Annotated in this window: 20 protein-coding genes; 8 read left to right on the forward strand and 12 right to left on the reverse strand. The window is 57.4% G+C overall.

Annotated elements, in window-relative coordinates:
• Window positions 1–8: 8 nt before the first annotated feature.
• Window positions 9–428 (forward strand): MAPEG family protein, encoded by a 420-nt coding sequence (locus VIZ63_RS18375; protein ID WP_331611164.1) that lies wholly within the window; start codon window positions 9–11, stop codon window positions 426–428.
• A 195-nt stretch (window positions 429–623) separates the two neighbouring features.
• Here the strand turns inward: VIZ63_RS18375 and VIZ63_RS18380 are convergent, their stop codons facing one another.
• The gene (locus VIZ63_RS18380) at window positions 624–1,634 is read right to left on the reverse strand and encodes a hypothetical protein (protein WP_331611165.1); all 1,011 of its coding nucleotides are present in this window, start codon (window positions 1,632–1,634) and stop codon (window positions 624–626) included.
• A gap of 5 nt (window positions 1,635–1,639) precedes the next feature.
• On the reverse strand, window positions 1,640–1,927 hold the full coding sequence (locus VIZ63_RS18385; protein WP_331611166.1) for a hypothetical protein: 288 nt from the start codon (window positions 1,925–1,927) through the stop codon (window positions 1,640–1,642).
• A 574-nt stretch (window positions 1,928–2,501) separates the two neighbouring features.
• On the opposite strand from VIZ63_RS18385, the gene VIZ63_RS18390 reads away from it, so the two are divergent.
• The 4 genes from VIZ63_RS18390 (at window position 2,502) to VIZ63_RS18405 (ending at window position 8,069) form a co-directional block, all read left to right on the forward strand.
• Window positions 2,502–4,223, forward strand: a complete 1,722-nt coding sequence (locus VIZ63_RS18390) for a site-specific DNA-methyltransferase (RefSeq protein WP_331611167.1) — start codon at window positions 2,502–2,504, stop codon at window positions 4,221–4,223.
• A gap of 96 nt (window positions 4,224–4,319) precedes the next feature.
• Entirely contained in the window at window positions 4,320–5,219 is a 900-nt protein-coding gene (locus VIZ63_RS18395; protein ID WP_331611168.1) for a LuxR family transcriptional regulator, read from the forward strand.
• A gap of 353 nt (window positions 5,220–5,572) precedes the next feature.
• Window positions 5,573–6,241 (forward strand): lasso peptide biosynthesis B2 protein, encoded by a 669-nt coding sequence (locus VIZ63_RS18400; RefSeq protein ID WP_331611169.1) that lies wholly within the window; start codon window positions 5,573–5,575, stop codon window positions 6,239–6,241.
• A gap of 1 nt (window position 6,242) precedes the next feature.
• Complete coding sequence (locus tag VIZ63_RS18405; RefSeq protein WP_331611170.1) at window positions 6,243–8,069, forward strand: asparagine synthase C-terminal domain-containing protein; 1,827 nt, start codon at window positions 6,243–6,245, stop codon at window positions 8,067–8,069.
• A 58-nt stretch (window positions 8,070–8,127) separates the two neighbouring features.
• On the opposite strand, the gene VIZ63_RS18410 is transcribed toward VIZ63_RS18405, so the two are convergent.
• The 3 genes from VIZ63_RS18410 to VIZ63_RS18420 all read right to left on the reverse strand — a co-directional run bounded on the left by VIZ63_RS18410 (window position 8,128) and on the right by VIZ63_RS18420 (window position 13,453).
• Window positions 8,128–10,392: a prolyl oligopeptidase family serine peptidase gene (locus VIZ63_RS18410; protein ID WP_331611171.1), complete on the reverse strand. Its 2,265-nt coding sequence runs from the start codon at window positions 10,390–10,392 to the stop codon at window positions 8,128–8,130.
• Window positions 10,393–10,457: 65 nt separating this feature from the next.
• Complete coding sequence (locus tag VIZ63_RS18415; RefSeq protein ID WP_331611172.1) at window positions 10,458–13,079, reverse strand: TonB-dependent receptor; 2,622 nt, start codon at window positions 13,077–13,079, stop codon at window positions 10,458–10,460.
• Between the two features lie 80 nt (window positions 13,080–13,159).
• Window positions 13,160–13,453 carry a hypothetical protein gene (locus VIZ63_RS18420; protein WP_331611173.1) on the reverse strand — a complete coding sequence of 98 codons (294 nt, stop codon included), beginning with the start codon at window positions 13,451–13,453 and terminating at the stop codon, window positions 13,160–13,162.
• A gap of 320 nt (window positions 13,454–13,773) precedes the next feature.
• Between VIZ63_RS18420 and VIZ63_RS18425 the strand changes: the two genes are divergently transcribed.
• Entirely contained in the window at window positions 13,774–14,013 is a 240-nt protein-coding gene (locus tag VIZ63_RS18425) for a helix-turn-helix transcriptional regulator (protein ID WP_331611174.1), read from the forward strand.
• A gap of 51 nt (window positions 14,014–14,064) precedes the next feature.
• Window positions 14,065–14,481 carry a carbon storage regulator gene (locus VIZ63_RS25680; protein ID WP_414703813.1) on the forward strand — a complete coding sequence of 139 codons (417 nt, stop codon included), beginning with the start codon at window positions 14,065–14,067 and terminating at the stop codon, window positions 14,479–14,481.
• Window positions 14,482–14,604: 123 nt separating this feature from the next.
• Here VIZ63_RS25680 and VIZ63_RS18430 read toward each other — a convergent pair whose 3' ends face one another.
• The 4 genes from VIZ63_RS18430 to VIZ63_RS18445 form a co-directional block, all read right to left on the reverse strand.
• Window positions 14,605–15,045, reverse strand: coding sequence for a hypothetical protein (locus VIZ63_RS18430; protein WP_331611176.1), 441 nt, complete (start codon window positions 15,043–15,045; stop codon window positions 14,605–14,607).
• Window positions 15,046–15,121: 76 nt separating this feature from the next.
• Window positions 15,122–15,685, reverse strand: coding sequence for a hypothetical protein (locus tag VIZ63_RS18435; RefSeq protein ID WP_331611177.1), 564 nt, complete (start codon window positions 15,683–15,685; stop codon window positions 15,122–15,124).
• A gap of 25 nt (window positions 15,686–15,710) precedes the next feature.
• On the reverse strand, window positions 15,711–16,382 hold the full coding sequence (locus tag VIZ63_RS18440; RefSeq protein WP_331611178.1) for a DUF2971 domain-containing protein: 672 nt from the start codon (window positions 16,380–16,382) through the stop codon (window positions 15,711–15,713).
• A 312-nt stretch (window positions 16,383–16,694) separates the two neighbouring features.
• The gene (locus VIZ63_RS18445; RefSeq protein WP_331611179.1) at window positions 16,695–17,039 is read right to left on the reverse strand and encodes a hypothetical protein; all 345 of its coding nucleotides are present in this window, start codon (window positions 17,037–17,039) and stop codon (window positions 16,695–16,697) included.
• A 383-nt stretch (window positions 17,040–17,422) separates the two neighbouring features.
• Here VIZ63_RS18445 and VIZ63_RS18450 point away from each other — a divergent pair, with 383 nt between their 5' ends.
• Window positions 17,423–17,707 (forward strand): hypothetical protein, encoded by a 285-nt coding sequence (locus VIZ63_RS18450; protein WP_331611180.1) that lies wholly within the window; start codon window positions 17,423–17,425, stop codon window positions 17,705–17,707.
• A gap of 192 nt (window positions 17,708–17,899) precedes the next feature.
• On the opposite strand, the gene VIZ63_RS18455 is transcribed toward VIZ63_RS18450, so the two are convergent.
• From VIZ63_RS18455 to VIZ63_RS18465, 3 genes are all read right to left on the reverse strand, one after another.
• Complete coding sequence (locus VIZ63_RS18455) at window positions 17,900–19,687, reverse strand: ABC-three component system protein (RefSeq protein WP_331611181.1); 1,788 nt, start codon at window positions 19,685–19,687, stop codon at window positions 17,900–17,902.
• Window positions 19,684–19,926 (reverse strand): ABC-three component system middle component 6, encoded by a 243-nt coding sequence (locus tag VIZ63_RS18460; protein WP_331611182.1) that lies wholly within the window; start codon window positions 19,924–19,926, stop codon window positions 19,684–19,686. The genes VIZ63_RS18455 and VIZ63_RS18460 overlap by 4 nt, the downstream gene beginning before the upstream one ends.
• Window positions 19,923–20,829 (reverse strand): ABC-three component system protein (locus VIZ63_RS18465; protein ID WP_331611183.1); only part of this gene is annotated, 907 nt, incomplete at its 5' end. The genes VIZ63_RS18465 and VIZ63_RS18460, both read right to left, overlap by 4 nt.

A 20,829-nucleotide genomic window follows, 5' to 3' on the forward strand; every position in this document is an offset into this window, starting at 1 on the left:
AGGCGGCCATGACAGTGCCCATGTGGACCTTGCTGGGATTCGCCACCTGGACCTTGCTCCTGCTGATATCGACCGTCGGCGTGTATCGGTGGATCAGGATCCTGGTTCTCAAGAATCCGATCGCATCGTTCCGGAGCGATCAGCCCGAAGGGGAGGATTGGTATCGGCGCGGGACGCGAGCCCACGCGAACTGCGTCGAAAACCTGCCGGTGTTTGGCGCCATTGTGTTCGTGTTGACGACGATTGGCGTCACTGGTCCTGCCGTGGACTCGCTGTGCATCGCCGTGCTGATCGCTCGTATCTGCCAATCTCTGGTGCACGTGTCTCACGTGCAGACAGATACGTTCGTCGCGGTCCGGTTCTCATTCTTCAGCGTTCAGTTGATCTGTTTCCTGGCGCTCATCGTCATGGCCGCCTGTCATCACTGAGGGCCTTTGGTGCCGAGTGCACCGAATACCTACTAACGCGCATACCCATGGCACGGCCGCCATAAGTTTCGGGCGCGGTAGGGGAATCAGATCTTTGCACTCAGTGCCGGGTACTCAGTGCAGTCACCCAAAAGCGCATCACCGATGTGAATCGCACGAAACCGGAGAAAACGCAATGTTGCCGATCGAGGATGCTCATGGCATGACGCTGAACTTGGCACCGACGAACAGAGCGGCTTGAATACCGCCCTCGTCGTCTCGCCATCCCACGCTGATTCCACTGGTGAAAGAACCGCCAGCGTCGGCCCAGAGATAGACGGGCACGTTCACGCCCAACACATCACTTCTCGTATCGAAGCTCACGCGAGGAGCGATGCCCCAGATGCCGAAGTTGCCTCTACCCTCGAGCGAGAAAACGGAAGTCGATGTGGCTTTGGGCGGCGCGTCCGCTCCGGTGATACACGTTGCGACTCCAGATGGGACGAATGGGCAGTAAGTCTTAGTCTCGCCCGCCTTGTAAGTCTGCTGATAGCGGTATTGGCCCAGAAGCAAAACGCCCATGACGCGCCGTCCGTAGTACGCCGAAGCACCCCACGGGTTCTCGCTTTCCTTCACCTTGCTGAGCGAGTCGACAGTGAGATATTCATAGTCCTTCGTCCCTGCAGAGACCTCAAACCCGTACGCGTGATGCAACCCGCCAGGTTCGGTGCCGGCTTTTGCCTGTTCGTATTCGGCCTTTTCCCCTGCTGACAAATACTTCTCTACGGCTGAATCGCACATACCTCCAGTGGCATTCGGCTCTGCTTCCCTTCTCCGGCGAGCCGCGAGTGAGCACAGCTCACTGACTCTGGCACTACTCGTCAAATCTGCGCTGAGGTGACTCCATTTCAGGGCAGCGGTGAAGGCATCCGCTAGTCCGTCAAGGGTAGCCAGCTTGCTGCTTGTCTCATCGGTCAACGGGGCGTTGAGAGTCAACGTGAATACATCGAATGTTCCGGTCGTGCCAGAGCCCGAGCTGATCTTCGTTCCGATCGTGGCGATGGCCGTCTTTGCTTCGGTGCCGGCAACGATGGCGACCAGCTCTTTGCCATCCTCTATCGGGCCGGTTGCTGGACCGTTCGATGCTGTGGGTTCGCCCCCGTGCGCCGCCAGAGAGACAAGACAAATGCCCAGCACGCAGTGTCCGGCACAATGAGAATAGTTCATGTTGGTCACTCCCTGACCCAGAAGTAGGCATAGTCGACGCCTACATCACGAGATTTCTTTTTTGGAACCTTCACCTCGAACTCTAAGAGCTTGCGGCCACTATCTTTCACGGTGAATTTGGCCGACTCGTTTGTGTCGCCGACGACATGTCCTGTGATCAGGTACTCGGTGTCGCGGATCTTCAGCTTCCGCGACCCAGAGCCGTTACGGAGTTTCACAAACTGCTTCTCGACAACGATCCAATAGGCGTCTGTGTTGCCCGCTACCTCGAAATCGATCCGTTTCGTCGCCATTTAGAATTCTCCTTTGTGATAGCGAACGACCTGAACAGTCTGTCTCCAAAGCCCTATCCATCTCAGAGACGTCGACACTCATTTGGATGAGGAAGGCATGCGCTCTTCGGTGCCAGGCACCGAAGAGTCGACCCTGCGGCGGACGGTTGTAACGTACCGCGCCATGCGTCTGCTTCTTGTCTAAGGCGGAAGTCGGCATGCCAGGATGCTCGAGCCGCCCTTAACTTAAGTCTGATTCAACCGAGTTGATCCCCAGCTGATCCGGGCGGCGCCCAACGTCCATACACGCAACTCCCGCCATCAGTTTCTCAATTCGAGAGTGAACAACGACCCCATCGAACGGGCAGACGGAAACGCTAAGTATGAGCCGACAGTGTCGCGCCAAGGCGCTTGTGAAGCTCGACGCCTGACGCGCTCAAGTCATCCACGCGTGATTCATGTCACAACATGATGTCACCGTTGCTCTTACAACCGTCGATTGAGTCTCAGTGTGAACGAGAGCCCGCGAGTCGATCTCCGCTTGTGTGATGGATGTCCAAGGGTTACGTGAAATCGCGACTCTAGGATCTCATTCATGAACCGACTATATTTTGGCGATAACTTAGATGTTCTGCGGGGGAAAGGGATCAAAGACGAGTCCGTCGACCTGATCTATCTCGATCCACCGTTCAACTCGAATAGCACTTACAACATACTTTTCAAGACGCCGAAGGGGCAACGATCAGCAGCACAGGTAACAGCTTTCGAAGACACCTGGCGCTGGGGACCGGAGGCGGAGATCGAGTTCAACGAGCTGTTACGCGGCCCAAGCACCAGTGCATCCGAGCTCCTGCAATCACTCCGCTCTCTACTCGGCGAAAGTGACATGATGGCTTATCTAACAATGATGGCCAGTCGCCTTGTGGAACTTCGGCGAGTCCTGAAGCCGCAAGGAACTCTCTATCTACATTGCGACCCTACTGCGTCTCACTATCTCAAAATACTGCTGGATGGGATCTTTGGTTTTGGGAACTTTCGGAATGAAATCTCTTGGCGACGCTCGCAGCCAAAAAGCCACACCAAGATAAATTTCCCAAACTGTCGCGACGTCATCCTCCGCTACTCGAAATCCGAAAAGGCAAAGTTCTTTAAGGTCTACGGCGAACACGATCCGGAATACATCGAAAAGTTCTACCGGTATTCGGATAGCAAGGGGCGATATCGGCATGGCGACTTAACGAATCCAAACAAGGACCGGCCGAACCTTACTTACGAATTTCTTGGAGTAACTCGAGTCTGGCGCTGGACGAAGGAGCGCATGAAGAAGGCGCACGCCGACGGACTTATCTATCAGTCACGCCCAGGAGCCGTCCCGCAGTTCAAGCGCTATTTGAATCAACTGCAGGGACAACCCATATCAGATGACTGGGATGATATCGAACACTTGCATGGCGCGAATTCGGAAGTCTTGGGCTATCCCACTCAGAAACCACTCGCGCTTCTAGAACGGATAATCCGCGCAAGCAGCTCTGAAGGAGACGTCGTCCTTGACCCGTTCTGCGGTTGCGGTACTGCCGTTCATGCCGCGCAGAAATTGAACCGTGAATGGATAGGAATAGATGTCACACACCTGGCCATTGCCTTAATTGAGAAGCGAATTAGGGACGGATTTCCACGGGCCAGATTCAGTGTGTACGGAACGCCTGCTGACATTGATGGCGCAGCTGATCTTTCCGCGCGTGATAAGTATGAATTTCAGTACTGGGCCTGTTCCCTTGTCAACGCACAGCCCTACGCAGATCGAAAAAAGGGAGCTGACGGTGGCATTGACGGACTAATCTACTTCCAAGATGACGGGTCCACGGCAAAAAAGATCATCGTCTCCGTGAAAGGCGGTCGCAATATATCGGTCCAGATGATCCGTGACCTCAGAGGCGTTCTCGAGCGGGAAAAGGCCTCGATGGCACTCTTTGTCACGCTTGCCGATCCGACCAGACCAATGAAGGACGAGGCACTGAAGGCTGGCTACTATACTTCCCCTAGTGGCACTAATTTCCAGCGCATACAGATACTCACAATCGAAGGGCTATTGGCAACGCGAGAGACACCGAAGTATCCGGATCTCGCGTCGGGTGGACACACCTTCCGACGCACACACATCGACCACGGCGTTACTTCGCAAGCCGACCTATTCAGTTCGCCTCCACAGAACTTGCGCGTACTGTCCAAGTCGTTAGTGGGCACCAAGCGGAAGGCGCCGATTCGGGTGACCGAGCCGCGAACGCAAACAAAGAAAGCAAGACCGGCGAAGATCTGAAGCCGCCGCAAGCCTTCCGTGCCGCGGATTCGCCGATTTGATTCGAACGGGAAGTGAAAGTACTGTGCTTTTTCTACGTTAACTCAGCTCCAATGAGTGAGCACGTGGCTGACGCGGATCCGCGAATTCGCGGCCCGGCACCGAGAGGCCACTTCGGATTTCCCGCACCCACTTTGCAAAGAGACGATGTATCGTTGGTGTACTCGGCAAAGGATTTTCGCCGCCGATGCATCAATCGAGACGGACGTCGTGAACGTGCTGGATATTGCACAGGGATTCATTGAGCGCAGCACAGACGCCTCCAGCATGGATGCGCTGATCACATCGTTCGAGCAGGCTCTTGCACGGCTCGGCTTCCGCTATTTCGCATGCGGCTGCCACGTCGATCCGCTCCATCCGCGAAAACCCTTGATGGCACTCAACTATCCGCACGACTGGGTGGAGATGTACAGCGAGCGTCAGCTGCACCGCATCGACCCGGTGTTCATCCACGCCGACAGCATGTTCCGTCCCTTCCACTGGGGCGATGCTCAGTTCCTCTCTGGCACGACCCCTGAACAGCGAGCCATGCTCGAAGAAGCCGCTCAGCACGGTATTGCGCGCGGCTTCACGATACCTATCCACCCCTCACTGGGCTCGACGTTGGGCGGCTCTTGCTCGCTCATTCCCGATTCACCAAACCTTCATTCTCACTGCTACCTCGCAGCACAGGCGATGGCGGCACATTTCTTCGATGCGGCCGCCAGGTCCCTCAGTGCTCTGACGATTCTCGGCTCGAATATGCGACTCACAACTCGCGAACGCCAATGCGTCATCTGGATGGGCCGCGGTAAGACTGAAGAGGAGACCGCCGCGCTGCTAGGGCTGAGCGCATTCACTGTTCACAACTACATTGCCAATGCCAAGAGGCGTCTGCGCGTGAGCTCCTCCCGTCAGGTGACCCTTCATGCCATCGCCACAGGGCAGATCTCCCTGTCCGAGATGATCGAGTTCTGAAGCAGATCTAGTCGCGGCTTGGCCGCTTCTAGATCGGATTCGATCCATCGCTTCCAACGGAACCGACCCGCTGGATTCACACATCATCGAGAACATTGCAAGCTTCCGCACGCCACCGCGGATGGCATCCATCAACTGCCTGAAGGAGATGTGTCATGAACGACGAACTGGAACTGGTCGATCTGGGTGATGCGACTGTGGAAACGAAGGCCAAGGGCATCATTGTGTTTGACAACGCGGGCGAGCCCGAACTTCGCCCCCTCGACGGCTGATCTGTCGCATGCGTGAACGGGGCGGGTGCGCAGCAGCGTACCCGCCCTACTGTTAGCCACGATTGGTGAGGGATAAAGCGCGTGATCTATCAACTACCCGCTCATGTCCGGATGTGTCATACGGCACGTGGCCCGGTATTCCTCGACCTTAAGCACAACCGGTACTTCGGTCTCGCACTCGCTGGCGACACGCCACTCCGGAAAATTCTCAACGAAACCACGGAAGAAGAAGAGCCTGCGCCGCCTCTCATTCACCAGCTGGTGAGAACCGGCCTGATCGAACCTCGCACAGATCCTTGTTCCCACTGCGCTGCACCCGCATTTCATCCCGCCACAATCAGCTTCCTGCAGCTGATTACCCCGGACACATTTGATGGCGCGAGTGCGCTGCGTTTCATCCATGCCTATTTGTGGGCGCGCCACGCCATGCATCGACGCTTGTGGGATGTGATGAAAGATCTCGAGCAGCGGCGACAGCGCTGCGACACACCGACCACCGCCGCCCACGTCGCCATGCTGAGTAAGGGCTTTCATCGGCTGCGCCCTTATACCTTTACCGCTCGCAACCAGTGCCTGCTTCACGCACTTGCTTTGTTGCACTACCTCGCTTCATCTCGAATTGCTGCCACTTGGATGATCGGAGTTCACACACAACCGTGGGGCGCCCATAGTTGGGTTCAGTGGCAGGACATGGTGTTGGACGCCACGCCAGAGCAGGCCTTGCGCTATACACCGATCCTGATTGCATAGCATGCTGCGTTATCTCGCCCTGTTTGCCGATCCACAGAGCGCGCCTCAGTACCAGGCCATGCATACGATCGGGAAACGACTCGCCAATTCCCAGTGGTATCCGCTGCACCGAACGAACGCGGTGCACGTGTGGAGCACCGAACCCGCGGATCCCGGGATCCGGGGAATTCTGGATCGGCAAGGCGTGGTGATAGGGTCGATCTTCCCCCGTCATCGCGATCCGCTGGATGCGACGGCCGTCGATCGACTCGCGATCGATGGACCCATGGCGCGACGCATCGCCATCACGCACGGAGCCGATTTGATCAGCGAGTGCTGGGGCGACTACGTTGCAATCCTGCACGACTTGGCTACGTCGTCCACCCGGATCATCAAAGATCCGGGTGGTGCGCTCCCCTGTAACCTCACGTCGCTCGGTGATCTGCTCGTCGCCTTCTCTTCCGTCGACGACATCCGCATGCTGGACGTCCCGCGGTTCACGGCTCGGCAGTCCTTCCTTACTGCACGCACGCTCCTCGGTAATGCATACATGCTCGATCCACCGCTGCACGAGGTCACCCCGGTACTGCGCGGTCAGTGGATCGAGATTTGTCACCGCGCCGGCGCGCGAATTGCCGCCCGCGGATTCGCTTGGTATCCCCAAACTTTCACAACCCGCGATGCACTGATCGAATCGCCTACACAGGCCAGTAAATGTCTCGAAGCAACGATTCGAAGCTGCACCGCGACGTGGATGCGGCAGTACACCCAGCCGCTACTTCGGCTCTCCGGTGGACTGGATTCCAGCATCATCGCCGCATGCATGTCTGATGCCGCAGGGGCCGAGCGACCGCACAGCTACACGTACTACGATCCCACAGCGGTACGAGACGAGCGTCCCTGGGCCTTGCGGGTCACGGAGCATCTCCACCTCCGTCACCAGTGCCGGCCGATGGATCCAGTACACGTGGATCTGCGACAACTCGACCAATTACATCCGCAGATCGATCCGAGTCCTCTGCTGAGTTACCTGCAACGCGCACCGCTCGAGCGCGCGCTGTCGCACGAACTCGGCTCAACCGCGCTCATGACCGGACTCGGCGGTGACTCCCTGTTCGGCGGCGATGCGGTCGCCTACGCCCCCAGCGAATGGCTGCGCTATCACCCGCCATCGCTGCAGCTGCTGTCGCTCGCCGCACAGGTTGCTCGCTTCACGCAGCTGTCAGCCTGGACCATCATGATGCGCGCGCTGCGCCGGTCGGTGTTCGGCACTTCGCGCCGCGACAATCGCAACGCGATGCGCCTACCCGCAACGCTCCTGCACCCGCAGCTGCGCCTTCAACCTGTCGATGAGGATCACTATCCGCATCCCTGGTTCGCGACAGAGCCGCGCATCCGCTGGCCTATCGTGCGTCGCCTGGGGGAGCTGCTGTTTCCTCCCCACTACTACTGGTCCGATGCACCGGCCGCGGCGTTCTCGCCTGTCATCGTCTCACCCCTGTATTCGCAGCCCGTCGTGGAACTCTGCCTGCGCATTCCGATGCATCTTCACTTCCTGAACGGGGTCGAGCGCGGCTTGGCGCGCGCCGCTTTCGCCGCCCGCCTCCCGCCCGACATCATCGGCCGTACCTGGAAGGATCGTGCGCCGGGTTATGCCGAGCAGATCCTGAGCCGCAACCTGCCGTACCTGCGCGAAAGGTTGCTGGAAGGTACGCTGGCTCGATCGCAGGTGCTCGACCGTGCCGTCGTCGAACGCACACTGCAACCGGTGCCTTCTCGAAGCACCACGCTTCCCGGTGAATTACTGAACCTGTTGGAACTGGAGCTTTGGGCACAGCACTGGAGATAAAGTAAAAACTGCTCGCGGCACAGGCATCGCAGTGCCATAGGATGGCCGCGAGCAGTTGCTAAAGCAGTACGCCTGGTAGCGACGCATCTGACCCAACATCGCGCAGATGTAGTTCTCGCAACTTCTCCCATTGCGCATACTGCGACTGCTTGGCCGTATCCGGATCGCGCTCCCCCTTCAACCAGAAGCACCACCAGTCGAGCGCCCGCCCCTGCAGCGCGCGCAATTGCCGTGGGTTCTGAAGTCCATGACTGCCGTGCTCGACATCGGGAATAAAGTAGTACTCCACAGGCTTGTGGAGATAACGCAGACGACTGAACAACTCCCATCCGTTCAGCGGCAGCCCGGCCGATGAACGAGTCATGAGTAGTGGGGTATGAATGCGCTCTGGATTCATGGCAGGTGAATACTCCAACCATCGCTTCAATCCCTCGCCGAACGGTGGAGCACCAATCATTTGCTCCCCGGCACCAAAGTCCCAGTTGGACAGACCGGCCTGGAAGTAGCTGCCGTCCTTGTTATCGTCGGTCAGCGCTGCGGCGTAAGGGAACCGCCCTCGGGTGAGCGCAAACGTTGTGAACCACCCTGAGGCCGAGAACCCCATGATGCCCACGCGACCGCGATCGACCAGGCCGTTAGCAACGAGCTTCTCGATCTGAGACTCAAGCTCATCCAACATGGACGACACCGCTTCGACGGACTCAGCCCGGGAAGGACCATGCAGCACGAACACATCGCGCGATGCCAACGCTTGAGCAATGTATGCGGAGCGACCCGGACCTAGACTGGGGCCCTTGTGTCCATACAGCGAGAACTGATCGCGCGGAGTGAATGCATAGGTCTGTACCACCAGCGGATAGCGATGCCCTGGCTGGTAGTTGCGCGGGAAATATAGCCTGCCTTCCCACACCGTCCCATCCGGCCGCGCCTCGCTCAGCCATTCCACTCGTCCCAACTTCATCCGTTGCAACTGGGGATTAGGATCAAGAATCTCCCGCGCTTCGCCCGTGCGCCGATCCGTCGCCCACAACGTCGGCGGCGTATTCAGAGACTGCCGAATGCTGATAGTCACCGGCTGCGTCGGTGAGCGCGCCTCCTCATCCGTCGCTGTAGGTACTGACATCCAGTTTGTTGGCCCCCGCTGCCACCGCACGACCGTTCCATCCAGCAAGTGTGCGTCGATCTGCTGTGCGCCGGACCAAACCAGCGAGTGAACGGTCTCCGCAGCCGAGCCAGCGAGCGGCAATCGTTCGAAAGCTCCCGTCTCCGTATCGACTACAGCCGCAGCGCGCCCTGCCCGCGCATCCGCATCATCCGTGGCTACGGGCAGTGCGGTGGGTGCCACCGCGACCTGACGGCCATCGGCCGACCACGCAATGCGTGTGCGTCCCATCGCATCGACCGGAACATCCCACAGCACGCGAGCGCGAGCACTGGCCACATCCACCACAAAGAGCTTTTGCAACTGCCGTGCGTAGATCGATTCCGGATTGTTCGATCGCGACTTCCACATCGAGCGGAAGTGCTCCTGCGTGTACATCCCCCACTGCGGCGGGATGTCCGGGCCGCTCACACTGCGTGCGGCAACGAGGTGCCTCCCATCGGCAGAATAGACAGACTCCGCAAGCGGCAGGTATCTGCCCATCACGTCCCCGCCTCCGAACTGAATGACTCTTCGGCGGCGCGTACGCACATCCAGCAGGAATTGCTCGTGCATCATCCAGTCCCATGGCCCACGGATCCCGCCATTCAACAACTGGATGGCATCCGTGTCTTGCACCGTATATCCCGACAACTGGCGTCGCTCAACGACAGAGAAATCCCGGGCAATCGCAGCGGTGTAAAACAACGACCCGTCCGGCCCGGACAAGAAGCGAAAGACGGGAGTGGGATGATTCGTGAGCGCATATGTCCGGCGCCGCTGCACATCGACACCGAACACCTGCCGCACACCCTTAGCGTCCTCCCACAAAAAGGCGAGCGTCTGACCATCGATCCATATCAGTGGATTGTCACCCTGAGCCATCAGGCCATCACTACCGAAGCGCTTGGCATACCCGCCACCAAGCCCACTGGCGAACAGGCGCGCCACGGATCGTGGGTGGGCCGCACGTATCGATGACAGTGAGCCCACCCGGAGGTCCACCCAGACGCCATCGCGTTCCAAGTCGCCCGTGACCAGCATCACGGCATACTGCCGACCGTCGGGAGACACGAAGACGTTACTGCCCGCGGCGTCCGCCATCAGACGCGTAGTCGCGATTCCATCCTCAATGGACAATCCGGCGTCGGCCGCAAAGGCTGCCCCTGTCATCATGAGCATGTGAAACGCGCACCACACCCGTCGCGCTGGCCACCACCAGCGCTTTCCAATGCAACTGCGCATGGTTAAAACCGCTTCGAGAGGTTGATGTAGCCGAAGCGCTGCCGCAGATCGCCCTGCGACAAGTCGTAGCCCAGGGGATCGCCGATCCGGGCGAATGGCGGCTCTTCATCGAACAGGTTCGCCACGCCCAGCTGCAACGCAAAACCGTGCAGCCACGAACCGGCAACCTCATCCCGGAAGTCGAGACTCAACTGCGCGTCGATCAACCACTGGGCATCGACCTGATTCCCGGTACGCGCGCCCGTGAATGTCGCATCGTCGTACGAAGGAATGTAGCGAGCGGTCACCGAGCCACCCCAGACGCCGTTTTGCCAGCCAAGACCCGCCACGACGCGCCAGTCGAGGATGGTTCCATCCAGATTGCCGACATCGATCCGATCGACGGCAGGCGTCCCAGGAGCGCTGCCGGCCACGAACTCACTTACCCACGTCACCATCGCGCTGGGTTTGAAAGTGCCGAGGGCAGTGACCAACGACCAGCTGGCCTCCAGGTCGATCCCCGACGTGCTGAGCGTGCCGAAATTGATGCGCGAACTGTCCACGCTCACTAGCGCACCCGCCCATCCCGCCGCGACATCAGCGGTCGTGGGTGCCTGTCGTACGACGCGCTCGGGGAACAAAGCCTCGTTCGCCAGCACCAGTTGCTGCGAGAAAATGCGTACCCGCTCGTCCATTTGAATGTCCCAATAGGTCGCGCCGAATTCGAGCCCATCAACTCGCTCCGGAGACCACTTCACTCCCGCACTCCAGGAGCGGGCGGTCACCGGATCGAGATCCGGATTGCCGCCAGAGATTACGGTGATCACTGCGCTCTCTCCGCCCCGCTGCGCATCCACGATGCTCGATCCCGGAATACTGCGTCGGGGGCTGTAGAGCTCAAACAAAGAGGGCGCGCGGAAACTCGTGCCGTAAGTGGCACGCACAACCAGGCTGGCCGCCGGTATCCAGTTCAAAGTGACCTGAGGATTCACGGTGCTGCCAAAGTCGCTGTAGTCGTCCTGCCGTACGGCGACTGTCATCAACAGGAGCCTGGCTGCGGCGATTCCCATCGACGCGTCGATGAGCGGGATGCGCATCTCTGCGAAGCCAGCTTTGACCTCACGCTCGTGATCGACGAAGACGATGCTGTCGAACACGATCCCCTCGGTTCGATGCTCCGCACCAACGACCACGTCCACGGGGCCTGCCGGTAGCGCCCCCAAACTTCCCCGCAGGAATCCGGTCCATTGCCCAGCATCGGACTCGTAACGGCTCAGCACCGGTGTCGCGCGCAGCGAATCGAGTAGTGACTGCGATCCACCCGGCCCATCCATGAAGGGGTTCAGTGCCAACGCAGGATCTGTCGCGGCCAGCGCACCGGCGACCCGCTGCGGGTCTGCGGCATTCTCCGTCCACGAACTCGCGTCTTCCTGGCCGTCGAGATAGGACAGTTCCCAATCCCACGTACCCAGCGTGCCACGCAGACCACCAACCAGCCGCAGCGACTCGGACTCGACAATCTCGCGCTGCGGACCCAGACCGGTGATAAGAAAATTGACACTGACGTCAACATCGAAAGGATTGAAGGGGTGCGTGCCGGGAACAAGCACACCAGACAAAGCAGCCGGCGCCGATTGCTTGAGCTGCCGACGATCGACATAGAGCGCCTCGACGAACCCCTCGAGTGAGGACGTGATATTCACGTCCAGTGCCCCCATCCCACTCTTGCGTTCGCTCTCGGGTACTAATGACGTGTATCGCGCAAGGCTCTCAAGATTGCGCTGCCCAGCCGTTGCCACGAAATCCGCCGGGGTGAGGCCCATGCCCGTACTGTCGACCGGTACGGCGGCACGCGACGACGTCAGTCCCGGCAAATTGGCCGCCGTGCGCGACATGACATTGCCGGGATTGGCGTTTGCGGAACGGTAATCCACACCCTGGAAGCGCGTGTAGTCCTGATTGCGCCAGCGGTCACGCGCTTCACCTAGCAGCGGATCTCGATCGAACCAGTCCAGCACGAGACTCGCCTTGACCCGGTCCGACGATGCACCTCCAGCCAGCGATGCACGTCGCTCCGCTGCTCCCCCTGAGGCGGCGCCAAAACGCACATCAGCCTCGACGCGTTCGATCTCCCGTTTCAGGATGATATTCACCACGCCGCCAATCGCATCCGCACCGTAGACCGCGGAGGCTGCGTCCGGCAGCACCTCAATACGCTCAATTGCCGAGACAGGAATCGTATTGAGATCGAACGCGTTGAATGCCGCGTTGGAGGCTGTCACCGACGCCCTGCGTCCGTTGATCAGGACCAACGTGGTATCCGCCCCCAGCCCGCGTAACTCTATAAATTGCGCCCCGCCGAATCGAGACTCTTCCCCTCGTGTGTAGGGCTGCTGCGGCAGAAATTTGAGCAGATCTGCGACCGTTGAAGCCCCAAGCTGCTCAATGCGCGCTGCATCGAGTACTGTCGCTGGCGCAGCCACCGCCCTGCGCAAGCGCGAACCGGTGACAACAATCTCCTCAAGCTCCACCCGAGCGCTTTCGGTCGTGCTCACATCCGCCGCCATTCCCAATGGAATCTGCGTGGTACACAAACACACGCACACGACCCGCCATTTCATCGACGCAAGCGTAATCCTCGACATTGTCGATCCCCCTGTTGTGATGCTTGTGAGGGCGTTGGCTCCAATTTCTGCCACGCCCGATCCGACGAGAAACCTCTTCTCTACCGCCGCCGACCGTTGGACCGACGCTCACGCACCGGCTGAGCCAACGCCTTCAGCACCGGCCTCAGGTACGCCGCGTCCAATCGATCGGCAATCTCACGCAGCATGCTCAATACGGTGGCGGCAGCATCCGCATACTCCGGACCCTCCTTGATTCCGCGGTCATTCGCATGCAGCAACGCGACATGCAGGCAGCCGAGCACGGATTGGGCTCGCGCCAGGCGGTTGCGTTCAAACTGCAGAATTTCTTCGAGCGTGCGAGTTGACGTAAGACGACCGAGGACGGGTATCACCGCCCTGCCCCCCTCTCCTTCGGGGGCGCTGCCCTCCGGGCCCTGGTCCTGCGGGGTGGATTCCCGCGCGGGCGTAGCGGCGCGATTTCGACCGCCCGCCGCAGTAGACTCTCTCCTAGCCATAGTCATCCTCTCCGTTAGGCTGGCTGTGGTCAGGCGCCCGGCGGTGTTAGCGCACCGTCGAGCGCCGCTTTCTTGAATTCAGAGCAATTGCTACCTCTACATTCCAGACAATCCCTCTACAATCGAGAGTGTAACGATGATCCTATATTGGGATCAAGTCGCCGCATGGCTTTTATGAAAAATTTGGAGAAAAAGGGATGCCTTCAACCGACGCCACGTACCGCGCTCTGGTCGAGGTTGTGATTGAAACGCGAGCTGAAGCAGGCCTCACGCAACAAGAGTTGGCCGATCGACTGAAACGGCTGAAATCTTTCGTCGGCAAAGTGGAGACCGGACAGCGCAATCTCGACGTCATTGAATTTATCGAACTCGCGCGCGCACTCAGGATCGAACCAACCAAGCTGCTCGCCAAAGTGGTACAGGCCACCGGCATGTAGCGACGACGATGAGAAACGGATTTCTAACCTCCCAATACGTAGGAGATCGCAATGGACTGCATCATCGATTCGGATTCCCGCCGACTCTTAGTCCTCTCCCGTCGAGCGGGAGAATCCATTCTCATCGGCAATGACATCGAAGTCTTGGTGGTTGCTCTCCTTCCACCCACGGTGCGATTCAAGATTGTGGTCCGGTCGGCCGGCGACAATGCACCCTACTGCTCATTGGTTTCATGTGATGCGAACAAGCACATCCGCGTGAGAGACCGAATCGAACTGGCCGTGCGGCAAGTTCGGCGCCGCGAAGCACGACTCGTAATCCTTGCCCCGCCCACCGTACGGATACTTCGTTCTGAACTCTCAGGAGATCGACGCGTGTGCGATCGGGACGCGCCAGCTAACGGCTCGAAAGCCGACTTCAATGAATGCCAGCACCCGTCAGAAACGGGCATCCCTATTGGGAAATAAATCAGCCACCTTGCCGATTTGGTGCTTGCTAACGCCCCGCGTAAAACGCTGCGAAAGAGCGTAGTTCTTGAGCAGTCGTGCGCGCAATGCGCGCGGATTTGACGCGGTTGTTGGGCACGGTTCTCATTTGCGTACCCCATCCGTTTGCACTGCGTATTTTTCGACGATTACTGAATCGGGTATTGCGCCGCCGGTTTGCTCGATGAGCGTTACCTCCTGCTCATGAGGGTATTGAGGATCGGCGAATTCTTGGAAGCTAATGCTTGCCGTACTAAGGCGCGATTCATCAATGACGTAAACGTAGCCGTCTTGCATGTACCCAGCCGTAGCGAAGAAGACTGCCCGTTCTTCAGATCGCGTGGTGGATATGCCGCAACCTCCGTATAAGCCAGAGTCAACATGTTGTGCCCTTGCCGTATTACTTTGCGAGGGGCCATACGTGAACTTGCCGTCGTGTCTAGTCTTTCCGTCATAGCGAGGGACTACGGCCAACACGTTGCCTTTCGGCAGCAGACGCCCCTTGTTTGCCAGATCGGCTAGTTCATCGACACCGCGATACAGCATAGTCACTCCCGCTTTATGGCCCAACGTCGCCTTTGAGCCGCGTGGCGGGAAAGCCCAAGTGAAAAGCGCATCGGTTTCACCGCGTCGACTCCAAAGAATTGCTGGGCTGCATGGGCACTGGAGCGTCACCGCTCACACGCCTACATGGCGAAACTTCGCCTTCGTGATTGATTGCAAGGCCGCACTCGTACTCAAGATGCTCCACAGTAGCCTCAACGTCTCGTCCATCCACGTAACCGTGAATATCGTACGAAGAGCGCTGGCTAAGCGGTGCGCCGCAGTGCGGACACAGAAAATCAGAGTCACGGATTGTCGAGAGCAGGGAGGCCAACTTCGACTGCACTTCCCGGAGTTCAGATTCCTTCCCATCAATCTCGGTCCTATTGAGGTTACTATCGAGCCGAAGGCGCTCTATCTCCGCCAGCTGGATCTCAACTCGTTCCGACAGCGAACTTGCAAGTGCATCCGGGGTTTGGAGCTCCAGAAGTCGAATCCGCTCCGATTGATCTTCGAGGCGCTGCTTGAGCAGTTCAATAGACGCGTCCTTCTGCTGGACGAGAAGGCGATACACCCCGAACACGACAAGCACGAACGTGACAAGGGATGCTATCTGCGTATAGAAGAGAACTTCAGTTGTCATATTGATTCTGCGGCACAGCGGCATGTTAGGCATCTTCGCGGCTACGACCATTCTCGAAGCGTTCGTCTGGCACTACAGTGAACCATTTGAAGGCAAGGCGAGCCTTCCTGACTACAACACCTTGGTAAATGCTAGCCACGAGAGATCTGACTGCCTCGATCGGAATCTGGCAGAGCGGCCCCAAAACGACCTCGCGCAATTCCAACTCTTGTGAGAATGGATAGAAGTACGATCCGTCCTCCACAGTGCCCTCGTCCAGCCCGACGATTAGCCGAACCTCATCTTCGTAGCGCCAATGCTCAAACTTCGTGCACACAAGGCGCCTCACATAGTCTTCCTTGATTCCCTTCGATGGATCGTCGTTCTCAAATTCAACCGGCAGCCGTTGATCCGAGTATTCGATTGGTATTGCGAATGAATCGTTGATATCGAAGCCCAAACAAATCCCGCGGTGCTTCGCGCCGTAATGGCTCCAAAGCACTGGGTTCTCCCACTTCTTAGAAAAGCACATCAGGCCCTTGGTCTTGTTGAATTCGTCTTTCCAAGAGCGCACTGCTTGTCTATATCTCTTATCTCCGAGATTGCCGGCAAATAGTTCGAATGGGTCGTTCAGATCTCCATAGCGTGAGATCCGAAGCCTCTTCAGGGAGATGTCGCTGAGCGCATTCTGGCTTGATAGCAAGTGGTAGACGCGCATCTGAATTGCCTAACGAGACTGTAGAAAAACCCGAAAAAATGCGCATTTCGTGGTGTCGCGAAAGTGGGCGTGTTTTCCTCGGTACATCTCCAACTCATCTTCTGCCGCGGCCTGAGAGATTCTTGGCGAGGTTCGACATCTTTGAGCCACACGGCTGAGGCTCTGTCGGGATCGCGTTTCAAATCGCTTTATATGGGAAGCGATTTCTGTCATGGGGTTTTTCTACAGCCTCAACGCCGCGCATAACCCGCCGCACAAGTGCGTAGCGCTTGGGCGGTCGGGCACGCAACGCGGGCGGAGTTGATGCGCTTGTTAGAGCGCACTTGGCAATGTGACCGGCACACTGAATTGAACCCGGCTGACGGATGAGCTTTCCGCATTCGATTGACCGGTGCTTCCTAGCGAAACGATTCCAGCCACAATTCCTATTCCGCCCTTTGTGCCGGTTCCCTCTTTGACTGTAAGGGCAACATCGAAACGCACGACCTGAGCAGAACCGCCTTGCGCAGAAAGAAAGCCATGATCAGAGGCATAATTGGTTGAACCAGATAGCTTCGGACTAACTTTTCCACCCATCTCCACTGCCGCCTTCTGGGCATCTGTTACACCACCGATGATCTGGGTCAATGTCTCGGAGATAAAGTCACGGAGATTCACTTTGTGTTTTCCTTCTTGTGCGCTCTAACAGTTAATTAGACGGAATCTCGAATAATGAATTAGGCGGATTCCGTCTAAAACGTCGAGAGTTGATTGCTGGAGTATGCCGTAGGTTGCTCATGCAACAAAAGAAATCCGCCGAAAGAAAGTGATGACGACGACGGAAGAGGCGGCGAAGGTCTCGCGGCCTCCAGTCGATCCCCCAACGCACTCACAACTCGTCCAGGGTGCCGGGCCGCACCGTCGTATTTTTTTGAGTTTCCGGACAGTTGAAGTGCCGTTTGATGCCGTGACGTAGCGCTGCTTCAGTTCTGCGTATCATCGACGCCAAGAACCGATCAACAAGGTCGGCCGGATTCGGCGTTTACACACCTGGACCCATCATGAACCGCATCGCTCTCAGCCTGTTGCTCGCAACACCGTTGTTCGCATGCAGAGCATCCGCGCAAACACCCGGTGCGGATGGGGGTTTCGGTGCGGTGCAGGTCGATGCGATCTATCCGGAGGTGGAAAATCTCTACATGGACCTGCACCGCAATCCGGAGCTGGCGTTCCATGAGCAGCGCACGGCAACGCTTGCGGCTCAGGTCAAGGCATTGGGCTATGAGGTCACGACCGAATCCAGACCTTTCGGTACCGGGATTAGGATATCCGGTATATCCGCCTGAACCTCGACGACATCCGGTACCGAAGATCCCCAGCAAGGTGGTCAGCTTTCCCGGTAGGCAGCCCGCCTCCCTCAGCGAATTACTGGCTCGCCATCGGCGTTGAGGATCGATACACCGGATATCCTAATCCCGGTACCGAAGATCCTCCGCAGACTTCGTTTTCAAGCTTTTGCTTTTTCACCCAGGAACGACTCAGTCGAACCGGAAGCCAAACAGTCCGCCGGTTTCGGTCTCATCTGACAATCTGGTCGGGAGCACAAATTTTTCGCGCTCAAAATCTCTCGGTAGCGGCAAACGGTCGAAGATGTCAGAGTTCATCGTGACGATGTATTGGAGCTTCTTACCGTCGGCTGCTGAGAGCCCTAGTTGTAAAGCGCGTGAGATCTGGCGCTCGTCGACACCATCGAACAAGTGGCTGTCATGCAGCAAAAATCCTGGGCCGGGCCCCGGAGGTTCCGCCCGCGCTGACGTTAGCTTTAGTAGTGTCAGATCAAGGCAAAAAATCTCCATGCTGGCAATGCCACCTCCTCTATCTCCCTCGATCGAGATCTTGAACTCCGGTCCATTTTCCGTAGCTGCAATTTCAAATCGTCCCGCCCTGTCGTCGTAGAGCTTCGCGATGATGTCCGCCACTAGCAAGATGGCTTCGTCCAAACGCGCCTTCCTTTCCCGATGATCATTTTGAAGACGGACATGAATGTTCTTTCGATCCAACTCTAGCTGCGTTTTTTCGCCTTCAAGTATCTCAGCGGCTTTGAACCTTTCCCGAAGTTGTGCCGCGTCTGCTTCAAGGTCCGCCAACTCCCGTTGCAATGTCAGAAAGTCCTCGAGAGCGCCGCAATCCTTCAGCGTCTGAAGAATATCTTGGCGTTCGTTGTCGAGCACTGCGACTTTCCGCGCGTTATCGGAAATCATCGCTTCCGTTTCGGTGATTTCCTTCAGCAAATGAGATGAGCGATTGCGGATGATCGATTCATGGAAGGCTTTAACTTCATCGAGCCTCTTGAGTGCAACTCCCGGAAGTTCAACGCCCGCAGCCGCATACATTTTCTGCACAAGTGCTACATCGGGTGGCTGCTCAGCAGCAAGGGACTGTTGAAGATGATTAAGTGTTTCTCGCAGGCTCACAGTTTCACGGCTGAGTTGTTGCATCTGCGTCTTCGCTCTTGCGGCCCGCGTCGACAACTCAGTGTAAGAGTCAAGAACCCGAAATCCATCTAGCTGTTCTCGCCTTTGTTTCGCCTTACTTTCCGCAACCGTGAACCTTGATCGTAGTTCCGGGACGGTTCCAATAACTGCCCCGAGCGCACCCTGCTTGGCTGCCTTTTTTAATTCTTCAAGGACGCCCTCACGTTGCCTCACTTTCTGCAGGTCATATGGTATGCGCCAGTCCAGACCGAAAAGGTAAGACAGGTTTTCTTGCCAGTCCCACCGGCTCTGCTTTTCGGCTTGCCGCTCCGGGCCAAGAAAAGCCCCAGCATCCCTGCGTCGAGCAAAATATGAAATCATGGAACGAAACGTCGGCGTATACGATTCCGCATATATCGTCCCACTATCATCTTTCGGTAGTCCGAAAAGACGATGCCCAAGAATCATTTTCCAATTCTCATTGGATAAGAACATCCGTCCTGATTTCCGGTCGGGACGGATTGGAAGATCCGTCTCGTTCTGTAAGCCGTCGAACAAGAAAACTTTGGACGGGTCTGATCCGCTCCTGCCAACCCGGATCTTGTGAGCGCCAAATTTGAACTCACCGAAAAACATGTGCTCGACCAGTGCGGCTGTTCGGAAGACACTGGTCTTGTCACAGTCAGCACCAAGCAGGAAATGAATTATCTCCACAAGACTGGTCTTTCCCGCGCTGTTTCGCGTCTGTCCCTCCGTGGCCTCTGGTCTACTGTCGGAAAGAAGAATGTTCAAGCCTTCGTGGAACTGCACAGGCTTGAAGGTGGGGAGTGAGCTTTCGATACTAAGGATCACGGCTGACCTCGCAATGTGAGGACGCCATACGTCAGATTGATTGCACCGATCGCAAAAAGGAATGTCAGGCTAAGGACAAACCAATCAAACGAAATCGGATTGTCGTGCTCACCACGGGATTGCTGTGCTCGCTCCCAAAGTTCAGACACCGTATAGCCATCTTCCAAGAGGGCGAGCAAACGGCTGCCAATGCCCAGCAGCGCACGATCATGTTTCAAATGCTTTGCGGGAAGAATCATGCCTCTGCACCAGCCGTGACATTTTCGAAGATGTCGCAGCTTTCAAAAAGATAGGCAAGCAACGCCTGTGCCGCCACTTGGCGAACGGCTGGAACCGCCCCTATCCCCGTCACGAATTCATAGAGACTATCCATGATGAAGCCGGGAGTAAGCTGCTGCGACCGCAAGTACTGATAGCGCTCATTGAACATCGCGGCGACTGTTTCACCCATCAGCGGATTCGGATGCTGGTCGAAGTAGGAGCCAACAATATGCGCGTTTTGCCATCCACCAGCGATGAGCTGCCTCCAATGTTCCGGCAGCGCGTTCGCTTTCAGCTTATCAACTGGAACGGGTCCTATCGGCTGTGAATTGGGTATCGTGTTTGCAGAAGTTTGGGCGATGATCTCATTGACCAGATGGCCGAGGACGGCGACATGAAAGTCCTCTCCATTAGTCGCCGTGGGGCCTACAAGTTCCGAAGCATCATCTTCGGGCAGCTCACTGATAATCTTCTCGAAGCTCTCAAGACCGAAGAATCCGAACTTGATTTGCGGGTTGGCTTTCGCAAGTGCTTTTAGTGTTTCGACAGCCTCTATTGGCAAGCCGTCGACGAGATTGTGGACTAGCTGCCACTCTTTCATGATGGCGCTGAGCTTGAGCTTCGCCTTCTCGAAATCGTCCCCCATCTTTTTTACGAGGTAGTCGACCTTACCCTCATCGCCATTCAACGCTCCGTAGCACTGGAACAGCTTGCCGGACGAATTGATATACCCATCGCAACCCCCCGCTGTCAGGATAGTTGTCGCCTCTGCTGATTGAAACCTTGTTGGGGGTGGAAGGCGGGAGGAGATGGCGTATTCGAATGAGTTCAGAGAGTCTTTGGTACGGCGGATGTTGGCGAAGGAGATTGGGATGTCGGCG

Origin of the sequence: Povalibacter sp. (assembly GCF_036520495.1) — a bacterium.
GTDB lineage: Bacteria > Pseudomonadota > Gammaproteobacteria > Steroidobacterales > Steroidobacteraceae > Steroidobacter.

Bases quoted from the DNA above. Each gene is read 5' to 3' on its own strand.
- VIZ63_RS18380 (WP_331611165.1), bottom strand. From the start codon at position 1,634: ATGAACTATTCTCATTGTGCCGGACACTGCGTGCTGGGCATTTGTCTT.
- VIZ63_RS18460 (WP_331611182.1), bottom strand. From the start codon at position 19,926: ATGATTCTTCCCGCAAAGCATTTGAAACATGATCGTGCGCTGCTGGGC.
- VIZ63_RS18415 (WP_331611172.1), bottom strand. From the start codon at position 13,079: ATGTCGAGGATTACGCTTGCGTCGATGAAATGGCGGGTCGTGTGCGTG.
- VIZ63_RS18440 (WP_331611178.1), bottom strand. From the start codon at position 16,382: ATGCGCGTCTACCACTTGCTATCAAGCCAGAATGCGCTCAGCGACATC.
- VIZ63_RS18425 (WP_331611174.1), top strand. From the start codon at position 13,774: ATGCCTTCAACCGACGCCACGTACCGCGCTCTGGTCGAGGTTGTGATT.
- VIZ63_RS18385 (WP_331611166.1), bottom strand. From the start codon at position 1,927: ATGGCGACGAAACGGATCGATTTCGAGGTAGCGGGCAACACAGACGCC.
- VIZ63_RS18450 (WP_331611180.1), top strand. From the start codon at position 17,423: ATGAACCGCATCGCTCTCAGCCTGTTGCTCGCAACACCGTTGTTCGCA.
- VIZ63_RS18390 (WP_331611167.1), top strand. From the start codon at position 2,502: ATGAACCGACTATATTTTGGCGATAACTTAGATGTTCTGCGGGGGAAA.
- VIZ63_RS18435 (WP_331611177.1), bottom strand. From the start codon at position 15,685: ATGACAACTGAAGTTCTCTTCTATACGCAGATAGCATCCCTTGTCACG.
- VIZ63_RS25680 (WP_414703813.1), top strand. From the start codon at position 14,065: ATGGACTGCATCATCGATTCGGATTCCCGCCGACTCTTAGTCCTCTCC.
- VIZ63_RS18375 (WP_331611164.1), top strand. From the start codon at position 9: ATGACAGTGCCCATGTGGACCTTGCTGGGATTCGCCACCTGGACCTTG.
- VIZ63_RS18410 (WP_331611171.1), bottom strand. From the start codon at position 10,392: ATGCTCATGATGACAGGGGCAGCCTTTGCGGCCGACGCCGGATTGTCC.
- VIZ63_RS18405 (WP_331611170.1), top strand. From the start codon at position 6,243: ATGCTGCGTTATCTCGCCCTGTTTGCCGATCCACAGAGCGCGCCTCAG.
- VIZ63_RS18430 (WP_331611176.1), bottom strand. From the start codon at position 15,045: ATGCTGTATCGCGGTGTCGATGAACTAGCCGATCTGGCAAACAAGGGG.